The organism is Bradyrhizobium sp. SZCCHNS1050, assembly GCF_032484785.1.
Classification (GTDB): Bacteria; Pseudomonadota; Alphaproteobacteria; order Rhizobiales; family Xanthobacteraceae; genus Bradyrhizobium.
The window spans coordinates 739,791-759,539 of the sequence record NZ_JAUETR010000002.1 but is presented as its reverse complement, the minus strand read 5'-3'; the positions used below and the strand labels follow the sequence as shown (position 1 = coordinate 759,539).

Here is a 19,749-nt window from a genome sequence, read left to right as displayed (position 1 = left end):
GGCCGCCGGTGTGCCGGTCCATGGTTAAGGAAGAATTTGTGCAATCGCGTCATCCTGCCACTTTCTGGTGTGGGGCGGGGCGTGATGAAGAAATCGGTCAGTACTCTGCTGATGGTGCTGTTGTCGGTGCTGGCGGCGGGCATCCTGGTGTCCACGGCGATCCTGATGAGCGGCGCCGCGGGCCGCTATCGCGAGAGCGTCGCGACCGAGCAATTGACCGCGGCCGACAAGGCGATCTTCCAGAACGTCCTGGTCATGCGCGCCCACCGCGGCGACATCCAGAGCGTGCTGCTGAGCGAGGACGATCCGCGCGCAAAGCTCACCGAATATCAGGGCATCGAGGCCAAGGGCTATGACGGCATCGTCGCCGCGCTCGCCGGCGTCGACATGCCCGAGCGCGACGACCTCATGGCCGGGTTGAAATCGAGCTGGGACGCCACGGTTCCGCAGTTCAAGCTGCTGTTCGATGAAGCCGCGAAGCCGCGCTCCGAACGCGTGCTGGCGCGTACGCAGGCCTGGTACCAGGCAATGACCAAGACGCTGGACGTCGCCAACGCTGCCTCGCTCGCCGTCTCGAACCGCGCCTGGATGACCGATCCGGCGATCGCCAAGATGGTGCAGGCGCGGCGGCTGGCCTGGCAGGTCCGCGACCGCTACGGCCTGCAATGCTCGGCGCTGCGTCCCAACATCAACGCCTCCAAGCCGCTCGACGACACCCAGAAGGGCGCGATCGCGCAATGGCGCGGCACCGTCGCGGCCGGCTGGTCCGGGCTCGACGACCTCTTGGCGGGGGGCGGCAGCACCGGGCTCGCCGGGGCCGTGAAGACCTCGCGCGCCGAGGTCGAGGCCGCGCATCAGCGCATGGACCAGCTCGCCAAGGGGTTTGACGGCAGCGGCAAGCCGGCGATGCCGGCGCCGGAATGGAACGCGTTCTGCCAGGGCCCGTTCGCCGGCATCATCGCCATCGGCATGACCGCGCTCGACGGCTCGATCGCGCGCGCCGAGGAGATCAAGACCGCGGCGCTGAGCAGCCTGATCGTCCAGTCGCTCGCCTTCATCACCGCGCTCGTGGTGGCCGGCCTGGCGCTGCGCGCGGTGCGCGTCCGCCTGATGCGCCCGGTCGGCGTCCTGATGCAGGCGATCCAGCGCATCGGCCAGCGCGACTACCAGACGCCGGTGCCGCAGTTCGCTCATGCCGACGAGTTCGGCGCCATGGCTGCCGCCCTCGAGGGCCTGCGCGAGAGCGCCGCCACCGCCGAGCAGCTGTCGCGCGAGCGCGAGCTCGACCAGGGCCGCCGGCTGGAGCGCTCGCAGGCGATCGACAGCGCCTGCAAGAGCTTCGACGACACCGTGCAGGCGGTCATCGTCAGCATGGGCAACTCGACCGGCCAGCTCGATTCCAGCGCCGGCGAGGTCCGCAAGCTGGTCGATGAGTCCACCGAGCAGACGGCCGCGGTCGCCAGCGCCGCGGAGACCGCGACAACCAATCTCGAGACCATCGCCGCCGCCACCGAGGAGCTGACCGCGTCGGTCTCCGAGATCGCGGCCCAGGTGCAGGCCTCGGCGGCCGATGCGCGCCAGGCGGTGGAGAAGGCGGCGCAGACCAACGCCACCGTCGAGATGCTCGACCGCGCCGCCAACCGCATCGGCGAGGTGGTCAAGATGATCACCGCGATCGCCGCGCAGACCAACCTGCTGGCGCTCAACGCGACCATCGAGGCGGCGCGCGCCGGCGAAGCCGGCCGCGGCTTCGCCGTGGTCGCCGGCGAGGTCAAGAACCTCGCGGCGCAGACGGCGACCGCCACCGACGACATCACCCGCCAGATCGCCGAGATCCAGGCCGCCACCGGCGAGTCGGTCGAGGCGATCCGCGCCATCAGCCACAACATCTCCAGCATCGACGAGAAGATGACGGCGATCGCCGCGGCGGTCGAAGAGCAGCGCGCCGCCACCACCGAGATCTCGCGCAACTTCCAGCATGCCGCCCAGGGCACCCGCGCCGTGACCGACACGATCGGCTCGGTCGCAGCGCTCAACCGCCAGACCGGCAATGCCGGCGCGGCGATGGTCGACTCCGTCCGCCGCATGTCCACCGATGCCGATCGTTTCCGCGTGGCGGTGGAGGGCTTCCTCGGCACCGTGCGCAAGGCGTAGCATCGCCAAGCGGACGCGATCCCGCGACGCAGATGGCGCCCGAGCCTTGCCGGTCGTCGGCCCTCTGAAGGGAGAGGGCGCGGGGAATGCCGGGCGCTGGCCGCACCCATGGCCCGCCTGCAGAAGATAAGCAGGCGGCAGTCACCACAGGTTCAGCCGAGGCATCCCGGCATTCCCCGCGCGATGGTTTTCACGCTTATGTCGCGATCTCCCCGGTGTCCGGCTTGTTAGCCACCGTCGCACGGCGCGATCATCATCACCACCGCACTTGGCGCCAGCTTCGGGGCGCCAGGACCACGCGTCTTCACGTCCGCAAGCGTGCCGTTCGTCGGCGGGCCTCAAGCCCGCTGCGGCACACTCACAGCCACCGCATCTCCGGCCCACGTCTCGTGACGATCGCGATGCGCCCCTCTCGGCGGGCCGGGATGGGCGTAGACAATCATGATTTTTGAAAAAGCGAAAGTGATTTATTTTTCACCGAAGGACTGGACAGGCCAAATCAGCTTGAGGCCGCTGATGAAATAGCTTTGTCGGTGCAGGCGGGTTTTTGCGTCATTGCGAGCCGACGGGTCCCCGCCGAGGCGCAGCCCGTGGCAGGATCCGCGGCACTCCAGAATTCTCATGCCGCCCTGGATTGCTTCGTCGCCTCCGGCTCCTCGCAATGACGAGAGTCCGTAGGGCGGGGTTTGGCGCAGCCGTAACCGCCGCCTGCGGAGGAAGGGCGGATCACGCTGCGCTGATCCGCCCGACGGCTCCGTGCGAGGACGGAACTGTTCGGGCACCCCGCCGGTTGAGGCCGTTTCAGACCGATCATCAGCCATGAAGGAGACGCGTCATGCAGGACATCAGGGAACACATGGAAGTCATCGGCGCCGACGGCGCGCATGTCGGCACCGTCGACCGCGTCGACGGCAACCGCATCAAGCTGACCAGGAAGGACAGCGGCGAGGGCAGCCACAAGGGGCATCATCACTTCATCGACAAGGGTCTCGTCGCCGACGTCGAAGGCGACAAGGTGCGGCTGTCGGCCATCGGCGCCGTCGCGGTGACGATGGAGGAGGAGACCTAGCCTGGTCGCGATGCGGAGCGCGTCGGCTGCGCCGCGAGTTGCGTGTCATTCGTTGTTCGAGCCGGGATAGGTCAATCTGTCGCCGGCTCGCACCGCACCCTCAGATAACGTCGCCGCACGAACCTCGTCGTGGCCCATGAGATGATACACGGCGCGGCCGGCATCGATCAGGTAGTCGGCGACGATGCGACGATGACAGCGCCACCACACCGCCTCCGCGCACATGATGGCCGTGCGTTGCGCGGCCGACACGGTCAGCAGGCGATCGAAGCCGCGCCGGAAGTCATCGGACAGGGCGTAGTCAGCGTAATGATGGAAGCTCTTGTTGGTCCAGAAGCCGTTCGTGTCCGGTGAAATGCCGCTCGTCTTGCGCAGGCCGCCGAGCTCGGCAATGCGCAGATGGCCGATCTGATGGCGCGCGAGCTCGGCCGGCAGCACCTCCGAATTGTACTGCGGGTTGGTCCGCGAGCGCGGGATGCGCCTGATATCGACGACGAGCTGAACCTCGCCGGCCCGCAACAGCGTGACGAACTCGGCGATCGTCCGCGTGGAGTGCCCGATGGTGAAGACGGGAAGCGCGTCGCGCGCCCGTGTCATTGCGGTCTTGGCGGGTAAGTGCTCGGTCATCCCTGCGAACCGCGAGCCTCATCGCCGCTCACCCTGGTCAAGGCGCTCTCCTTGTGAGCGGCGATGTGGTCGCTCTTGTCGCTCTTGATCTCGTATTGCGGAGAGTCCTTGCTGGCGCGGTGACGATAGCCCTTGTAGTCGAAGTCGCGCACATGCACCGCGACGATGCGTCCGGTCACGCGGCCGGCCTCCGAGTTCCAGGAGACGTGGTCGCCCTTCGCAAACTTGGTCATCTGTCTGCTCTGTAAACAGCCGCGATCCGCACTTCACCCAGGAACGGCTCAGGCAAAGGCATGTTCCATCCATCGCTGGTCAATCCGCTCCGGCGAGCCGCGATTGCCTGGTCCCGCGGGATATCTGATCCAGATCAATCCGCAGCCGCCCGCGACCTTCAGAGTGCTCCTGTCGAGGTCGCGGCCGGATGGTCGATGTGACATGCAAAGGGAGAGCCGTTCCATGCGTACTTTTGCCTTCATGATCGTCTTGCTGGCGTCAGTCAGCCTCAATCCCTTGTTCGCTCAGGGGCAAGGAAAACCTTCCCCCAATCCCGCGGAGACCAAAGCGAGTTCAGGCGTGCCGGCAAGAGAGAAGGGGCAGTCGACCAGCGAACGTCAGAAGCAGCACACGCTGCATCGGATGGGACCCGGCATCGATTGGGACCACCGTAAGGCAGGTCGCGACTGGAAGATCTCTCCTCAGCGCGAGAAGAACGACGCTCATAGCAAACGAGACGGAGCGAGCTGAACGGCTCGTTCCCTGCGACATGACGCTAGCGCTTGGTGCTCGCCTGCGATCGCTATGCTGGCGTGGTGGCATCCAGCGATGACAACATCCGGCGTCTCCCGTCGGGCCGATGACGGTCCCGTATCGTGCGACGAGCTAGCGTTCGCCGCCCGCCGGGGGAGACGGACGCACGCACGATGCGCCGCCTCCGAGGCGCCTTGGGTCTTGAAATTGGCGCGTGCCTCGGTCAGCGACAGCGCTCCATTGGGACCACCACGGACGAGGTCGGCATCGTGGTCGTCCTGGCCGTCGTCCTCCCAATAGCAGACCGGGCAGATCTCGAACCCGCCGCGCTCACCCAGGGTGAGGAAGCGGCAGCACGGGCAGCGATAGCGCACCTCCGACGGCGGCTCGGTGACATCGCGATACATCAGGGCGTGATGATGCGAGTCTGAAAGACCTGCGTCAACGGCGAGCCGTCGGCGGGCCAAGCAGCGCGCATCTTTGCGAAGGCGATGCATTCGTCATAACAACTATAGGTTGATATTTTGATCGAGATGGGGGCAAATCATCCTCGCCGAATCCGCGAGGCAAGCCTCACGCAGCGTTTCGCGTGGCTTGAGAGACGTGGCGTTTGGCCATGGTTCAGCTCCCGACCGGCTGGATTTCAATCACCAAGGAGTTTTTCATGCGCATTGGCTTTGCATTGTCGACCCTCTCCGTCGTCGTGGGATCGTCCGTTCTCGGCTGGGGCCTGACCGCGCCGCACCCCGCGCAGGCGTTCCTGGAGGACATCTGCATCCCGCGCGTGAAGGACGGCTTGAGGAATTGTCTCGCGCCGGCCAGCGCGTGCCGCAATCCGGCGGAGGCGCTCAACCGGGGCTGCCTGCTCGAGGCGGTGCAGTTCGCCGTCATCCCGCCCGGCCGCAGCATGGTCCACGCCGACTCCACCTATTTCATCGCCCAGGCGCTCGGCTATCGCGCCGACGTGGCCTATTGGATCGCCGCCTACAACGAGAATTCCGACTACGCGCAATATGCGCCGATCGACCAGTGCGGCGGGCAGGCGACATCGACCAATTCGGGCGCCAGCTACATCACCGCCAAGTTCAACGGCTTCCAGCGCACCAACAACACCACCGACGGGCCGCTGTATCATTACCTGTTGAACTTCTCGCCGAACGGGCAGGGCACCGACGTGCACGGCGCCAGCGGCGTGCAGGCGGTGTATCCGTTCCACTATCCGCCCCCCGGCTATCCCGTGACCATCGACAGCGTCTATCAGGGCACGCTGTACGATCTCCGGCAATGGGCGATGAAGCCCGACGACGGCCCGGGCCTGCTGTGCACCGCCGGATATACGGTGCCGAACGGCTCCTCGAACTTCAGCGGCCCGCAATGCCTGGCGAACGTGCCGATCAGCGGCAACGTGCCGCTGCTGGAGAACTACGCCATCGGGCCGGCCATCAACATCACCTCGGGACCGAAGGTGCTCGACAACAGCAACGGCGTCGTCGACTACACCCAACTCAAGTCCTGGCTGGACGACAAGAGCCGGACGACCGGCGTGCTGTTCGACGATCCCAGGAAGCCGCCGGTGCCGGTGCAGATCGCCCGGATCGGGCTCTATCTGCACTCCCTGCAGGATGCCTCGTCGCACGGCACCTTCTGCGGCGACGACGCGCCGTCGCCGCCGGGCGGCTCGGATGTCGGCAGCTACATGGCCATGAGCTCCGGCAGCATCAAGCTCAGCTTCGGCACCTATTGCGCCACCGGCCCGCATCTGGCGAGCCACGTCCAGGAGACCGGCACCGGCGACGCCAGCCTGCCGCTGCGCGACTATGTGGCGCTGAACAACACCGTCGACGAGCTGATCCTGTTCGGCAACAACGTCGCCAAGCCGCGCGGCTGGATCGTCAACCCCAGTCTGCTGCCGCCGAACGTCGTCGGGGCCAAGAGCGCGGCCGGTGACAGCGCCGCCGATTTGAAGTCGCGCCTCGTCGGCCGCATCGTGCAGGGCCAGCAATGGTCGCGTGCGGAGGTCTACAACTCTGGCGTGGTCACCCTGCCGCTGCAGCGCACCGACGCGCAGGACCGGCTCAACACGATGAACGCCGCGCTGGGGGCCTATTCGAAGCGGCTGCTGGCCGCCAACCCCAAGCTGACCCCGCTGCGGCCAATGCCGGGCAATTCGTTCGACCCGAACGACAAGTCGGTGTGTTTCAAGTAACGCCGCAGGGCGGGCAAAGCGCCGCCGCAAGGCGGCGCGTGCCCACCAATGCGAACCGCCCGTACCCTACGGGCTGTCCCGCTCATCCGAGCCTCCTGATGTTTCGTGCGCCGTTTAGGGGGATTCCGTCGTTGAAAGCGTCTTCCAGAGCAGATATCCGCCCAGCACGATCAGGATCATCGGCATGAGCGGCAACGGCAAGGCAAGAAGATCCCACAGGCCGGCCGCAAGAATGATGACCCCGATGACCACGCCGAACCTGTCGACCTTTAGGCTCCGTTGCGTCCGCACCATCTGTGCGCCCAGGATGAGGATGCCGACGCCCACCAGGAACCAGCCCCAGGGAAGCCCCGCGAGCATGACCACGCCGAGCCAGATGAAGAATACGGCCCAAGCGGCTGAATCGATTTGACGGTGCGGATCGGGCGCGTCGTGGGATGGGACGAGAGATGCTTGCGAGTCGGCCATGATACTGCCTCCGCTTCTCTGACGATGACAGCTTGATGCGGATTCACTTCGACGCTGTTGATGCAGGTCAACCAAAGCGCGCGGGAAGCGCGTGGCTGTGTCCACAGCGTGGCGCCGGCAAAGCGTACGCCCGCCAGCACGACCGCCTCGTCTTCTAGGAGACGCACGCCGAACCGCGCCGCCTCGGCGCGCGCCAGCTTCAGCTCTTCGGGAAAGGTGCGGTGATCAAATTCATGGTTGCCCATCACCATGACGATCGGCACGCCACGATGTGGAGGATCATGGCGGGCGGGGAGGTGGAGCCCAGGGCTCGCTGCGTAGGGCGCGTTAGCGAAGCGTAACGCGCCGATCTGGTCGAGCGGCGGATTACGCTCCGCTCATCCGCCCTACGCTTGCTAACGCTCCTGGTCCGGCTGATCAGCACCATCCCTTCTTCCAGTGGCCCGGCGGACAGTGATGACCGCGCCAACCCACCTTTCGGCCGCGACTCCAGCCGAAGGCCCGGTGACCGCCGCCGCGGCCCCAGCCATGACCATGACCATGGCCATGGCCGCCTCTCACCTCGATGAGATCAGATGCGCCGCGATCGACCTGAAGGGGAGCGCGAGGCAACGCGCTGGCGGGCACGATCAGCGCGGTTGAAATCGATGTTACCAAGATGAAGATCGCTTTGCGCATGTGACTCCCTCGGATGTCTGGAAGATGAACTGAGAGGCTTACGGCTTTTCTGTGTCTTCAAGCGAAACGGGGGGGCCGAGAAGCGGGATCGAATCCCGTTCGCGCGCCCACTACTTCCTATGCGTGCTGGAGCCGGTGGTCGTCATGCGCTGGCCGGGAGCGCTCTCGGAATGCCCCGGGCCGGCGGCGGTGTTGCTCTGATGACCGGGCGCGTACTCCGAAGCGCCGGGCGCCGTCGACGTCTTGCTACGCTGCATCTGCTGGCCGGGCGCTTTCTTCGACGCGCCGTGCGAACTTGCGCCGGTCTCTGCGGCGAACACCGGCGAAGCGGCGAACAGAGCCGCCGTCAAAACGATTGCCATCTTCATGAACGAAGCTCCTTCGTTGTTGGGTTCGTAGCAAACTTCCGTTTGACGGCGATCGTTCCGCTGCACCGGGAAATCCTGGGGATCGTGTAGCGGACGCGGTATGATGTTCGGGCAGGGTTCAAGTGCCTCGCTCTCGCCAAACACGAACATGGAAGTCAGTGCAGGCCGAGCGCCTGCTGCGGCCGGAAGCGCAGCCAGGGCTCTTTGCGCCAGGTGATGCGGCGATGGTCGTCCATCCGGTCGCGGCAGACTGCCATGGTGTGGACCTCGGAGCCCGCGCCGAAGATCGCATAGTCGGTCCGCAGCGCGGCGCCCGCAAGGCGCCCCCCCCCCCGCGAGCACGACCGCGTCGTTCTCCAAGAGATGCACGCCGAACCGCGCCGCCTCGGCTCGCGCCAGCTTCAGCTCCTCGGGGAAGGTGTGGTGACAATATTCATGGTTGCCCATCACCATGACGATCGGAACGTCCTCCGCCACGACCTCGCGCAGCCGCGCAAAGCCGTTCACCGCCCCCTCGCAGACATCGACGGCGACGACGGCTACATCGACCCGCCGGGCAGGGCCTCGATCGGCTTGATGTCGGTCATGTCGGCGTGGAGATCGGAGAAGATTTGGAGGTGCATTTGGGGCAGGGAGGTGAGTCCAGTGCTCAGAGCGTAGGGTGCGTTAGCGAAGCGTAACGCGCCGATCAGGGCAAGCGGCCGATTGCGCTCCGCTATCCGCCCTACGCTTCCTCTCGACGCAATACCGCTACGGGTCACCGTATTGCGCGACGCACCCTCCGCCCAGGACGCCCGTTATCGGCCGGATCTGGGTGTTTACCGCCCCCCTTCCATTCGTCGGTGATCAGCCAATCCTCGAAATAATAGAGCCACATTGTGGCCCACGGCACGAATGTCTGATCAATTCGCATGGTGCCAGTCCATTCGCGCGTTCCTGGCAACGTGAGGCACAGGCGCAAAGGATCGTGATAGACGTGCGGCAGGGACCGGCCGCCGGCCAAAGCTGAAAGGTCGGGGTCCGTGACGAACACGCTCGGTGTTTCGCCCCGCTGAAATGCAATGCGTATGAAATATTCGCGACTAAGTGGCGTGGGCCTGTGACGATAATTCCAAACTAAGCCAGTTGCGTGCAACTGGCCCGTTCCCGCACAGATGGGATTGGCGCGCAGAAACATAAACTGCTGCGCGTGCGTCAGGTCTGGGCGGTCACGCGAAAACACCTAGTCACCGAAGAAAGTGTTCGAGCGAACCGGTGTCGCATGGGCCGCGCTTGACAGCGTGAGCCCGATCGTCGGCGCGACGTATAGCTTCTTGGCCGTGCGTGCCTTCGAAATGCTGTCGGTGCGAGAATCGATAATTTTGCGAACGACCGAACTCCCCAGGGTTGCTTCCAAGCTCTTGCCAATAACGTCGATGCCTTGCAAATCCTGCAGGGCCTCAAAGTCTTCCAGTGCCTTCGCATGCCACTCGTAGAAGGCGGCCGCGCGAGCCGGTTCAGTGTTCCAGCGCTCGGCGAAGTTCTCGCCGACCGTGGTTTCGTTGGCCACCACATAGATTCGCCGGCCATTGGCCACCGGCTTATCGATGAAGTGTGGCATCAACCGAATCGTCGCGATCAAAACGTCGAGTTCGGAATCGAAAACAAAACTATTGACGCAATACTCATACGACTGCGCGGCAAGTGTAGTGATGATGATGGAGATCGGTGCGATCTCCTCGACAACCTCCATGAAATGCAAATCACGATGCCGCTTGAGGATCTGAACAGTACGCCGGAGGATGCCTTTGGCGGCGGCATCCACAGGGAACGGCTCGACGGCTGCACGGTCCTCGGCGCCGACAGCCTTAAGCATCCGCAAGGTGGGAACCAGGGCTGCCCTACGTTCAAAGAGCGCCTTGTAACCTTTCGGATTCGTCGGTTTGAACTCCCGGAGCTTCTTGTCTGGAACCAGTTCGCCTCCGTTGGCGCATCTGGCATTATCAATCGTCGGCGAGATGTCCAGATGATATTCGCGGGCGTAGTTTAAGCGCCAGCAGCGCTTCTTCTCTTCCAGCATGGCGGCGTACCGCGTGTTTTCCTTCAGGCGATCGCCGACAATGCGCTTCAACTCTGCCGGTGGCCGGTCAGCGGTAAAGCGCAGCACTTTGCAGATGAGATCGACGTCGAAATCTTCGCGCCCGATCGGCTTCACAGTCGTGCCGAGGCCGGTCGATCCGTGAGCATAGATGTCGATCCACTTCAGTAGAGGATTGTCTGAGTCGGAGAGCCACGTCGCGACAGCCTCGTAGCTTGTCCGCGCAGCCTCGACTTGGGCGGCGCTTAACTCCAGCGCTTCGCAAATCTGATCGAGGAGCGAGTAAACCTCGACTTTGCGCAAAAGCTGTTGCGTCTGGGGAGCCGCCTTGAACATCTGATTCATGGCTCGATGCCTTTCAGGTGTAGACAGGTTTGAATGATTCGGCAGGGTCCGTCAGAAAAACGGGTTCAATGCGTGGACGCTCCTTACGAGCTGATGAGGCGCCCATGCCTCTGAGTTGTGCGATTTTGCGCGTGTCATCGAGCTTGAAGAAATCCTTCGGCACATCTGGGCAGCACCGGAAAATCGCCTCACGTTCGTATTGATGGCCGGTAAGCAGCTTCGCTATGCCGAGCGCGCCGTGCGACTGGCCGTCCATGAATAGGCGGGTTACATCCTTTGCGAGACCGCCCCAACCAGGCGCCTCGCCGATCATGTAGACCTCGTTGACGCAGCCCAGGCTCAGCACTCGCAAACTGCCGGCGGGCCAGCCGAGTAAAGTGACGGCCTCGACCACCGCCAACGCGATCGGGTTGTTGGCCCATACGCCGCCATCGAGCAGACCGACATCTTCGGCCGTGCGGTGGCGTTTGTAGTATGTGGGCGCGGCGGCTGTCGCCATCGCTGCATCGACGGCCAGGCGCTTGTAATCGGTCTTGAGGCGGGGATGATGCGCGGTCTTGAAAATATATACACCGCGATGGTCGGCATCCCATGCGGGAATCACCAGTCGCGTTCTCGCATCCCCAATGCGCCTGCTGCCGAGAACTCTGGCGAGTTCACTCCGCAGCAAATCGGCGTCATGTTTCGGGGTGACGATGTGCTTGAGGCGCCGCCACACTTCACTGGCGAAGGTCGCCAGAGCGCCGCCCGACTGTCCGAAAATATGTGGGCCCCGACGAACATAGAGGTCGAGGAGATCACACGCGGGAAGACCCATCGCCAATCCGATCGCCAGAACACCGCCCGTGGAGGTTCCTGCGATCAGGTCGAAATATTCCCCGATGGGTCGGTCGAGATCCTCTTCCAGAGACGCAAGAAAGGATGCCGGCTGCGTTCCCATGATGCCGCCGCCATCGATCGAAAGAATTCGACGGATCGGCGGTTTATCTGTAGGAGCCGCCGTCATAGCGCTTAATCCTTCGAAGGACTGGCGATTGATCGCACAGTTTCTTGGTCGATCCCTCTTACTTGGTACTTGGCTCTGGTGGTGCGAAGTAAGAGGGATCGTCTCGATTATATTAGTTCCTCACTCGAACGACTAAGTCATCGAGGTCTCCTATCAGAGGACCGTCGTGATCTGCGAGTCGGAATATTAGCTACACCCCGTCGTGCTTCCGCACGTATCGCACTTCATGCACGTGCCATTCCGCACCAGCGTGAAGTTGCCGCACTCCGAGCACATCTCGCCTTCGTAGCCCTTGGCCTTGGCTTCGGCGCGGCGTTCGGCCTTGGAGGCGACTTGGGTGTTCGCCGTGCCGGCCTTGCTCCATTGCAGCGCCTCGAGCTTCTCGGTGGGCGAGAGGTCGTGCTGCGGCTCCTGCTTCAGGGCGGTGGCGCCGTCGAGGGAGTCGCCGGCGCGGGCGTGGGAGAGGGCGGTGAGATTCACCCCACCCCGATCGGAAGCGGAGCTTCCGATCGACCCTCCCCCTGCAGGGGAGGGTGACGACGAGCCGCCGCGCATCACGACGAGGTTGTCGGTGCGGGAGCGGGTCAGGCCGCGCGAGACGTATTTCGCCGCCTGCTGGCTCGGGCCGTCCTCCGACGGCTTGCCTTCGTCGACGCCGCGGCCGAGCGCGTCGAAGTTGCTCTCCGAGGGGTCGACATGGGCGAGGTCGAAGCGCGACATGTAGCTGACGGCGAGCTCGCGGAACACGTAGTCGAGGATCGACGTCGCATACTTGATCGAGTCGTTGCCCTGCACCGGGCCGGCCGGCTCGAAGCGGGTGAAGGTGAAGGCGTCGACATACTCCTCCAGCGGCACGCCGTACTGGAGACCCAGCGACACCGCGATGGCGAAGTTGTTGATGAAGGAGCGCAGCGCCGCGCCCTCCTTGTGCATGTCGATGAAGATCTCGCCGAGGCGGCCGTCGTCATACTCGCCGGTGCGCAGGTAGACCTTGTGGCCGCCGACGACCGCCTTCTGGGTGTAGCCCTTGCGGCGGTCCGGCATCTTCTCGCGCTCGCGCATCACCACGATGCGCTCGACCAGCTTCTCGACGATCTTCTCCGAGACCTGGGTGGCGCGCGCCGCCATCGGCTTGTCGTAGAAGGACTCGACCGCATCGTCCTCGTCCTCATCGTCGGCGATGAGCTGCGAGTTGAGCGGCTGCGACAGCTTCGAGCCGTCGCGGTAGAGCGCGTTGGCCTTCAGCGCGAGCTTCCACGACAGCAGATATGCCGCCTTGCAGTCCTCGACCGTGGCGTCGTTCGGCATGTTGATGGTCTTGGAGATCGCGCCCGAGATGAACGGCTGTGCTGCCGCCATCATGCGGATGTGGCTCTCGACCGAGAGATAGCGCTTGCCGATCTTGCCGCAGGGATTGGCGCAGTCGAACACCGAATAGTGCTCGGCCTTCAGATGCGGAGCGCCCTCGACCGTCATCGCGCCGCAGATGTGCACGTTGGCGGCCTCGATCTCGCGCTTGGTGAAGCCGATCGCCGTGAGCAGGTCGAAGGTGGGGGCGGCGATCGCCTCAGTGGTGACGCCGAGCTGCTTGACGATGAAGTCCTCGCCGAGCGTCCACTTGTTGAACACGAACTTGATGTCGAACGCGGTCGGCAGCGCCTTCTCGACCTTGGCGATGGCCTCGTCGGTGAAGCCCTTGGCCTTCAGGGTGGTGGCGTTGACGCCGGGGGCGTTCGACAGCGAGCCGTGACCGACCGCATAGGCCTCGATCTCGGCGATCTCGCTCTCGCGATAGCCGAGCACGCGCAGGGCCGCAGGCACGGCGCGGTTGATGATCTTGAAGTAGCCGCCGCCGGCCAGCTTCTTGAACTTCACCAGCGCGAAATCAGGCTCGATGCCGGTGGTGTCGCAGTCCATCACCAGGCCGATGGTGCCGGTGGGGGCGACCACGGTGACCTGGGCGTTGCGGTAGCCGTTGGTCTCGCCGAGCGCGAGCGCGTCGTCCCAGGCCTGGATGGCGTGGCTGACCAGCGAGACCTGCGGGCAGTGGGCGTGGTCGAGCGGCACCGGGGCGACCGAGAGCGCCTCATAGCCGGTCGCCTCGCCGCGCGCGGCGCGGCGATGGTTGCGGATGACGCGCAGCATGTGCGCGGCGTTCTTCTTGTAGCCGGGGAAGGATCCGAGCTCGCCGGCCATCTCGGCGGAGGTCTTGTAGGCGATGCCGGTCATGATGGCCGAGAGCGCGCCGCACAGCGCGCGGCCTTCCTTGGAGTCGTAGGACAGGCCCATGGTCATCAAGAGGCCGCCGATATTGGCATAGCCGAGGCCCAGCGTGCGGAACTCGTAGGACAGCTCGGCGATCGCCTTCGACGGGAACTGCGCCATCAGCACGGAGATCTCGAGCACGACCGTCCAGAGCCGGCAGAGATGCTCGTAGGCGCCGACGTCGAAGTGCTTCGTTTCGGTGTTGTAGAACGTCAGCAGATTGGCCGAGGCCAGGTTGCACGCGGTGTCGTCCAGGAACATGTATTCCGAGCACGGATTGGACGCGCGGATGTCGCCGGACGCCTTGCAGGTGTGCCAGTCGTTCATCGTGGTGTTGAAGTGCAGGCCGGGATCGGCCGAGGCCCAGGCGGCGTGGCCGATCTTCTCCCAGAGGTCCCTGGCCTTCAGCGTCTTGACGACCTTCTTGTTGGTGCGGCCGATCAGGCTCCAGTCGCCGTCGGTCTCGACGGCGCGGAGGAAGTCGTCCTTCAGCGACACCGAGTTGTTGGAGTTCTGGCCGGAGACCGTCAGATACGCCTCGGAATCCCAGTCGGTGTCGTAGATCGGGAAGTCGATGTCCTTGTAGCCCTGCTTGGCGAACTGGATGACCCGCTTGATGTAGTTGTCGGGCACCAGCGCGCGGCGCGCGAGCTTGATCTCGCGGCGCAGGGCAGGGTTCTTCTCGGGATCGAAGCAGTCGTCGCCGGAGCCCTCGCAATTGACGCAGGCCTTCATCACGGCCTTGAGGTGCTTCTGGTTGATCTTGGAGCCGGTGACCAGCGCCGCGACTTTCTGCTCCTCCTTCACCTTCCAGTCGATATAGGCCTCGATGTCCGGATGGTCGGCGTCGACCACCACCATCTTGGCGGCGCGGCGCGTCGTGCCGCCCGACTTGATGGCGCCTGCGGCGCGGTCGCCGATCTTGAGGAAGCTCATCAGGCCGGACGAGCGGCCGCCGCCCGACAGCCGCTCGCCTTCGCCGCGCAGCCGCGAGAAGTTGGAGCCGGTGCCGGAGCCGTATTTGAACAGGCGCGCCTCGCGCACCCACAAATCCATGATGCCGCCGTCATTGACGAGGTCGTCCTCGACGCCCTGGATGAAGCAGGCGTGCGGCTGCGGATGCTCGTAGGACGACTTCGACTTGGTCAGCTTGCCGGTCTTGTAGTCGACGTAATAGTGGCCCTGGCCGGGGCCGTCGATGCCGTAGGCCCAGTGCAGACCGGTGTTGAACCATTGCGGCGAGTTCGGCGCGACCATCTGCTTGGCCAGCATGACGCGGAGCTCGTCATAGAACGCCTGCGCGTCCGCTTCCGAGGAGAAGTAGTTGCCCTTCCAGCCCCAATAGGTCCAGCAGCCGGCGAGACGGTCGAACACCTGCTTGGCCGAGCGCTCGCTGCCGTAGCGCTCGTTCTCAGGCAGCGCGGCCAGCGCCTCGGTGTCGGGCACCGAGCGCCACAGCCACGACGGCACGCTCTCTTCCTCGACCTTCTTCAACTTGGCGGCAACGCCGGCCTTGCGGAAATACTTCTGCGCCAGCACGTCGGAGGCGACCTGCGACCAGAACTCGGGGACCTCGACATTCTCGAGCCGGAACACCACGGAGCCATCCGGATTCTTGATCTCGGACGTGGTCAGGCGGAAGTCGATCCCTGCATAGGGCGACTGTCCTTCGGTGGTGTTGCGCCGTTCAATCCGCATCGCGAGCCCCAATAGTTCTTGCCGGACCGCGCTTGGCGGCCGGGATCATTGCATCCAAGGGCGACGGCTGGAAGTCCCCGGACGCTGCCGGAAAATTCGTCTGCCGCCGCAGTTCAACCGGTTGCCCGGTCCGCATCTGTTCAGCCTCGAAGACGAAGGCCTTGCGCCGTTGTCCGGCGTCTCGCCCCGTCTTCCTGCGCGGGGCGTGCAGCCCGTCCGCTGCCCGCACCGTCCGTTCTCAACGCGTCACTCCCGCCGTTCTGCTCCGTCGTCCCTGCAGGGGAGGCCCCACATCTAGTGGGTTCCCCGTCGGGGCGCGTCGGCGCAGCGATGGTCTACAGGGCAGACGGCGACCCACGCCCGCTGCCGTGGCGACGGCGGCGTGGTCGTCTTCGAACCCTCTCGAGGGAAGCGGCCGGCCAGACCCGAAACATGACTGTGCGCCGAACCGGGCCGGAAGCTAGGACGACTCCGCTCCACCCGTCAAGGACTAGTACGGGTTCCTAAACCAAACACTAAATATGGGGGAAAGTACGGGATAACCAGGGCGTGTGCCGGTATCGTGATGGCCGTAACTATCGGCGAGTCCTCGCGGATTCGAAACCGAAAAAATTTGTCCCGCAGGCTGTCCACAGGGCTTCGTCCCGCTGTTCACAGGGGCAGATTTATTCGCGTGCGAATGACGTGTTTCGCTTGCATCGGCGGGACTCACGGGCGCCTACGGAGCGTTCGCGGGGCAGGCATGCCCCACAATCCCTGGTGTGGCCGGGAAAACGCCGGCAAGCTCATCGTCCCACGGACGGCGCCGGTGATTCCATGACAGACAAGCCAGTGGCCAGCGGGCGGATCACGCCCGCCGGGCTGATGTTCCTCGCCATCACCTCGCTCGGCTGGGGCTTCAACTGGCCGGTCACCAAGCATCTGGTCGGCGTGCTGCCGCCGCTCACTCTGCGCGGCACCACCGGGGTGGTGGGCGCGCTGCTGTTGGCGCTGCTGGCCGTCATCCGCAGCCAGAGCCTCGCCGTGCCGCGTGAGGTCTGGCCGCGGCTCATCCTGGCCGGGATGCTCAACGTCACCGCCTGGATGGTGCTGATGGGGCTGGCCCTGCTGTGGCTGCCGGCGAGCGAGGCGGCGCTGATCGCCTACACCATGCCGGTGTGGGCCTCGCTCTTGGCCTGGCCGATCCTCGGCGAGCGGCCGACGCTGTTGCGCGTGCTCGCGCTGGTGCTGGCGTTCGCGGGGCTGGCCTCGATCATGGGCGCCAACGGGCTGTCGGCGAGCCGCGACAAGCTGCCGGGCATCCTGATGGTGCTCGGCGGCGCGTTCGGCTTCGCGCTCGGCACGGTCATGGCCAAGAAGCTCCCGATCAGGCTGCCGCCGCTGTCGGCGGCGGCCTGGCAGATCGGCATCGGCTGCGTGCCGATCGTGCTCGTGGGCTTCGCGGTCGAGCATTCCGACTGGACGAAGCTGGATCAGCTCGACTGGGCGCTGATGTTCTATTCCACCGTGATCCAGTTCTGCGTCGCCTATGTCGCCTGGTTCGCGGCGCTGTCGCGGCTGCCGGCCTCGGTGGCGGCGATCGGCACCATGGCGGTGCCGGTGATCGGCGTCCTGGCCTCCGCGATCGCGCTGCGCGAGCCGCTCGGGGCAGGGCAGGTGGCCGCGCTGGCCTTCACGCTGGCCGCGGTGGCGATGGCGACCCGCGGCTAACGCCAGCCGGCCGCCGGCTTGCCATCCAGCGCCCGCCGCACCATCTGCGCGAGCTCGGCGCGGCGATACGGCTTGGTCAGCAGCAGCGCGTCCGGCACGAGCTGCCGATTCTCGACCATCTCATCGCCGGTATAGCCGGAGGTGTAGATCACTGGGAGCGCGGGGCGCGTGGTCATGATGGTTTCGGCGAGCTGCCGGCCGCTGATGCCGCCGGGCATGATGACGTCGGTGAACAGCAGGTCGAAGGGCTGGTTCCGCGCGGCGATCGCCAGCGCCTCCGAGGCCTGCGAGGCGACGAGGGTGGTGTAGCCGAGGCCCTGCAACTGGGCGAGCACGAAGTCGCGCACCAGCGGATCGTCCTCGACCACCAGGATCGTCTCGCGGCCATGCGGCAGCGCCTGCTCGTGCTCCGTCTCGATCTGCTGCGTCGCCTGCGCCGCCGGCAGATAGAGCCGGATCGTCGTGCCGCGGTTCTGCTCGCTCTGAAGCTTGACGTGGCCGCCGGACTGCCTGACGAAGCCATAGACCATGCTGAGGCCGAGGCCGGAGCCCTTGCCGGCATCCTTGGTGGTGAAGAACGGCTCGAAGGCGCGGTCCTTCACCTCCAGCGGCATGCCGCTGCCGGTGTCGCTGACCGCGACCATGACGTAGGAACCGGGCACGATGCCGGGATTGGCCGCTGCATGGGCCGCGTCGAGCGTGGTCTTCGCCGTCTCCAGCAGCAGCCTGCCGCCATCGGGCATCGCATCGCGCGCGTTGATCGCCATGTTGACCAGCGCGTTCGCGAGCTGCGCGGAATCGACATGGGCGATGAGATCCTCGTCGGCGAGAACGGTCCTGATCTCGACCTGCTCGCCGAGGGTCGGCCGCAGCAGCTTGGCGATGTCCTCCACCGTGGCGTTGACGTCGATGTCGCGCGGACGCAGCGGCTGCTTGCGGGCGAAGGCGAGCAGATGCCGGATCAGCTCGGTGCAGCGATCGGTGGCCCTGCCGATCAGGGCTGCGAACTCGGCCGCCGCCGGCCGGTCCTGCACCGCGTCGATCAGGACCTCGATCGACCCGGTGATGATCGTCAGCATGTTGTTGAAGTCGTGCGCGACGCCGCCGGTGAGCTTGCCGATGGCATCGAGCTTCTGCGCCTGCTGCAGTAGGCGCTCGGTCTCGTGCACGTCGGTGACGTCGTGATACACCAGCGCGGCGCCGCTGATCGCGCCTGCGGAATTGCGCAGCGGCCGCCCGCTGACCATCAGGCGAAACTGCGGCCGGCCGTCGGTCGGCTTGACCACGACCTCGCGGCGGTCGAACGACAGCCCGCACAAGGCGCGCGCGATCGGGAGCTCCTCGTCGACGATGCGGGTGACGGCGTCGCTCTCGTAGAACTGGTTGGCAGCCTGCATCTCGGCGAAGGTCTTGCCCACATTCGTTCCCAGGAAACGTCCCATCGCCTGGTTCGACAGCATGATCGTGCCTTCGGGATCGACGACGAGGACGCCCTCGGCCATGCTGTTGAAGGTGTTCGTGAGAATGGCGGAGAAGCGGCGCAGCTCGTCATAGGCGGCGGCGAGATCGCTGCGCTGCTGCACGGCCTGGGCTTCCAGCGAGGTCGCGGTCTCCCGTGACCGGGTGAGGGACGAGCGCAGCGCCCGGTCGGAAAGATGAGCGCGCCGGACGAGATAGGCCGACATCAGGAGCAGCAGGCCGACGCCGGCGAGGTCGATCGCCAGCAGCCAGGATCCGGTTCGTCGCGAGATCGTGGCGCGGTCCGCCAGCAGCCGGCGCTCCTCATCGGTAAAGGCGTCGAGCGCCTGGTTGATCGTCGTCATCGCCGCCGGACCGGCCGCGCTCGCCGCCAGCGCCTCCGGGCCGTCGCGATCGTTCGCCGCGTGGCGACGGATCAGTTCGCCGGCAAGCTGAATGCGCCGCTGCACGATGCCATAAATCGATCGCAGCCGCTCGCTCTGCGAGGAATTGTCCCGGACGAGCTCTCGCAGGTCCGCCCAGGCCGCAGGAATAAGTCCACTCGTCGCCTGAAACTCTGCGATGAACCGGTCGGCTCCGGACAATGCGAAGCCGCGCGAGGCGGCTTCTGACTGTCGCAGCAGGGCGCGGAGCTCGGAGGATTTCTCCAGCACCTCCATCGTGTGCTCGACCAGGGCGGTATCGTTGCGCGCCTTGATGTCCAGTCCCGTCGACGCGGCGCCGATCGCGAGCAGGGTTCCAAGGCCGAGCCCGATCACCACCCGCCGGCGGATCATCGGTGGCCTCCAATGGCGCGGGATGCCGTCGCGTCCTGCCAATTGCATGGGGTAGGTTTCCATTGGAATTTGTGGC

General features: G+C 65.3%; 15 protein-coding genes. 5 read left to right on the top strand and 10 right to left on the bottom strand.

Annotated features, from left to right (window positions below):
- Positions 1–84: 84 nt before the first annotated feature.
- Together QX094_RS27850 and QX094_RS27845 are read left to right on the top strand one after the other, a co-directional pair.
- On the top strand, positions 85–2,154 hold the full coding sequence (locus QX094_RS27850; RefSeq protein ID WP_315751728.1) for a methyl-accepting chemotaxis protein: 2,070 nt from the start codon (positions 85–87) through the stop codon (positions 2,152–2,154).
- Between the two features lie 835 nt (positions 2,155–2,989).
- Positions 2,990–3,223 carry a DUF2171 domain-containing protein gene (locus QX094_RS27845; RefSeq protein WP_315712258.1) on the top strand — a complete coding sequence of 78 codons (234 nt, stop codon included), beginning with the start codon at positions 2,990–2,992 and terminating at the stop codon, positions 3,221–3,223.
- Between the two features lie 45 nt (positions 3,224–3,268).
- Here QX094_RS27845 and QX094_RS27840 read toward each other — a convergent pair whose 3' ends face one another.
- Both QX094_RS27840 and QX094_RS27835 read right to left on the bottom strand, forming a co-directional pair.
- Positions 3,269–3,850 (bottom strand): DUF488 domain-containing protein, encoded by a 582-nt coding sequence (locus tag QX094_RS27840; RefSeq protein WP_316188387.1) that lies wholly within the window; start codon positions 3,848–3,850, stop codon positions 3,269–3,271.
- Positions 3,847–4,083, bottom strand: a complete 237-nt coding sequence (locus tag QX094_RS27835) for a DUF2945 domain-containing protein (RefSeq protein ID WP_315712256.1) — start codon at positions 4,081–4,083, stop codon at positions 3,847–3,849. Before QX094_RS27835 ends, QX094_RS27840 begins: the two co-directional genes overlap by 4 nt.
- 223 nt (positions 4,084–4,306) lie before the next feature.
- Between QX094_RS27835 and QX094_RS27830 the strand changes: the two genes are divergently transcribed.
- On the top strand, positions 4,307–4,594 hold the full coding sequence (locus QX094_RS27830; RefSeq protein WP_315751724.1) for a hypothetical protein: 288 nt from the start codon (positions 4,307–4,309) through the stop codon (positions 4,592–4,594).
- On the opposite strand, the gene QX094_RS34630 is transcribed toward QX094_RS27830, so the two are convergent.
- Positions 4,567–5,004 (bottom strand): CPCC family cysteine-rich protein, encoded by a 438-nt coding sequence (locus QX094_RS34630; RefSeq protein WP_410052955.1) that lies wholly within the window; start codon positions 5,002–5,004, stop codon positions 4,567–4,569. The genes QX094_RS27830 and QX094_RS34630 overlap by 28 nt on opposite strands.
- Positions 5,005–5,261: 257 nt before the next feature.
- Between QX094_RS34630 and QX094_RS27825 the strand changes: the two genes are divergently transcribed.
- Positions 5,262–6,803: a hypothetical protein gene (locus tag QX094_RS27825; RefSeq protein ID WP_316188386.1), complete on the top strand. Its 1,542-nt coding sequence runs from the start codon at positions 5,262–5,264 to the stop codon at positions 6,801–6,803.
- A 114-nt stretch (positions 6,804–6,917) separates the two neighbouring features.
- Here QX094_RS27825 and QX094_RS27820 read toward each other — a convergent pair whose 3' ends face one another.
- From QX094_RS27820 to QX094_RS27795, 6 genes are all read right to left on the bottom strand, one after another.
- The gene (locus QX094_RS27820; RefSeq protein ID WP_315826839.1) at positions 6,918–7,271 is read right to left on the bottom strand and encodes a hypothetical protein; all 354 of its coding nucleotides are present in this window, start codon (positions 7,269–7,271) and stop codon (positions 6,918–6,920) included.
- A 417-nt stretch (positions 7,272–7,688) separates the two neighbouring features.
- Positions 7,689–7,949, bottom strand: a complete 261-nt coding sequence (locus QX094_RS27815; protein ID WP_316188384.1) for a hypothetical protein — start codon at positions 7,947–7,949, stop codon at positions 7,689–7,691.
- 110 nt (positions 7,950–8,059) lie between these two features.
- The gene (locus QX094_RS27810; protein WP_316188383.1) at positions 8,060–8,467 is read right to left on the bottom strand and encodes a hypothetical protein; all 408 of its coding nucleotides are present in this window, start codon (positions 8,465–8,467) and stop codon (positions 8,060–8,062) included.
- A 1,072-nt stretch (positions 8,468–9,539) separates the two neighbouring features.
- The gene (locus QX094_RS27805; protein WP_316188382.1) at positions 9,540–10,739 is read right to left on the bottom strand and encodes a nucleotidyltransferase; all 1,200 of its coding nucleotides are present in this window, start codon (positions 10,737–10,739) and stop codon (positions 9,540–9,542) included.
- A gap of 13 nt (positions 10,740–10,752) precedes the next feature.
- A complete protein-coding gene (locus tag QX094_RS27800; RefSeq protein WP_316188381.1) occupies positions 10,753–11,745 on the bottom strand; it encodes a CBASS cGAMP-activated phospholipase in 993 nt (330 codons plus the stop codon).
- A 186-nt stretch (positions 11,746–11,931) separates the two neighbouring features.
- The gene (locus tag QX094_RS27795) at positions 11,932–15,708 is read right to left on the bottom strand and encodes a vitamin B12-dependent ribonucleotide reductase (RefSeq protein WP_316188380.1); all 3,777 of its coding nucleotides are present in this window, start codon (positions 15,706–15,708) and stop codon (positions 11,932–11,934) included.
- A gap of 816 nt (positions 15,709–16,524) precedes the next feature.
- Between QX094_RS27795 and QX094_RS27790 the strand changes: the two genes are divergently transcribed.
- The gene (locus QX094_RS27790; RefSeq protein WP_316184963.1) at positions 16,525–17,418 is read left to right on the top strand and encodes a DMT family transporter; all 894 of its coding nucleotides are present in this window, start codon (positions 16,525–16,527) and stop codon (positions 17,416–17,418) included.
- Here QX094_RS27790 and QX094_RS27785 read toward each other — a convergent pair.
- Complete coding sequence (locus QX094_RS27785; RefSeq protein WP_316184964.1) at positions 17,415–19,673, bottom strand: CHASE3 domain-containing protein; 2,259 nt, start codon at positions 19,671–19,673, stop codon at positions 17,415–17,417. The genes QX094_RS27790 and QX094_RS27785 overlap by 4 nt on opposite strands.
- Positions 19,674–19,749: the final 76 nt, after the last annotated feature.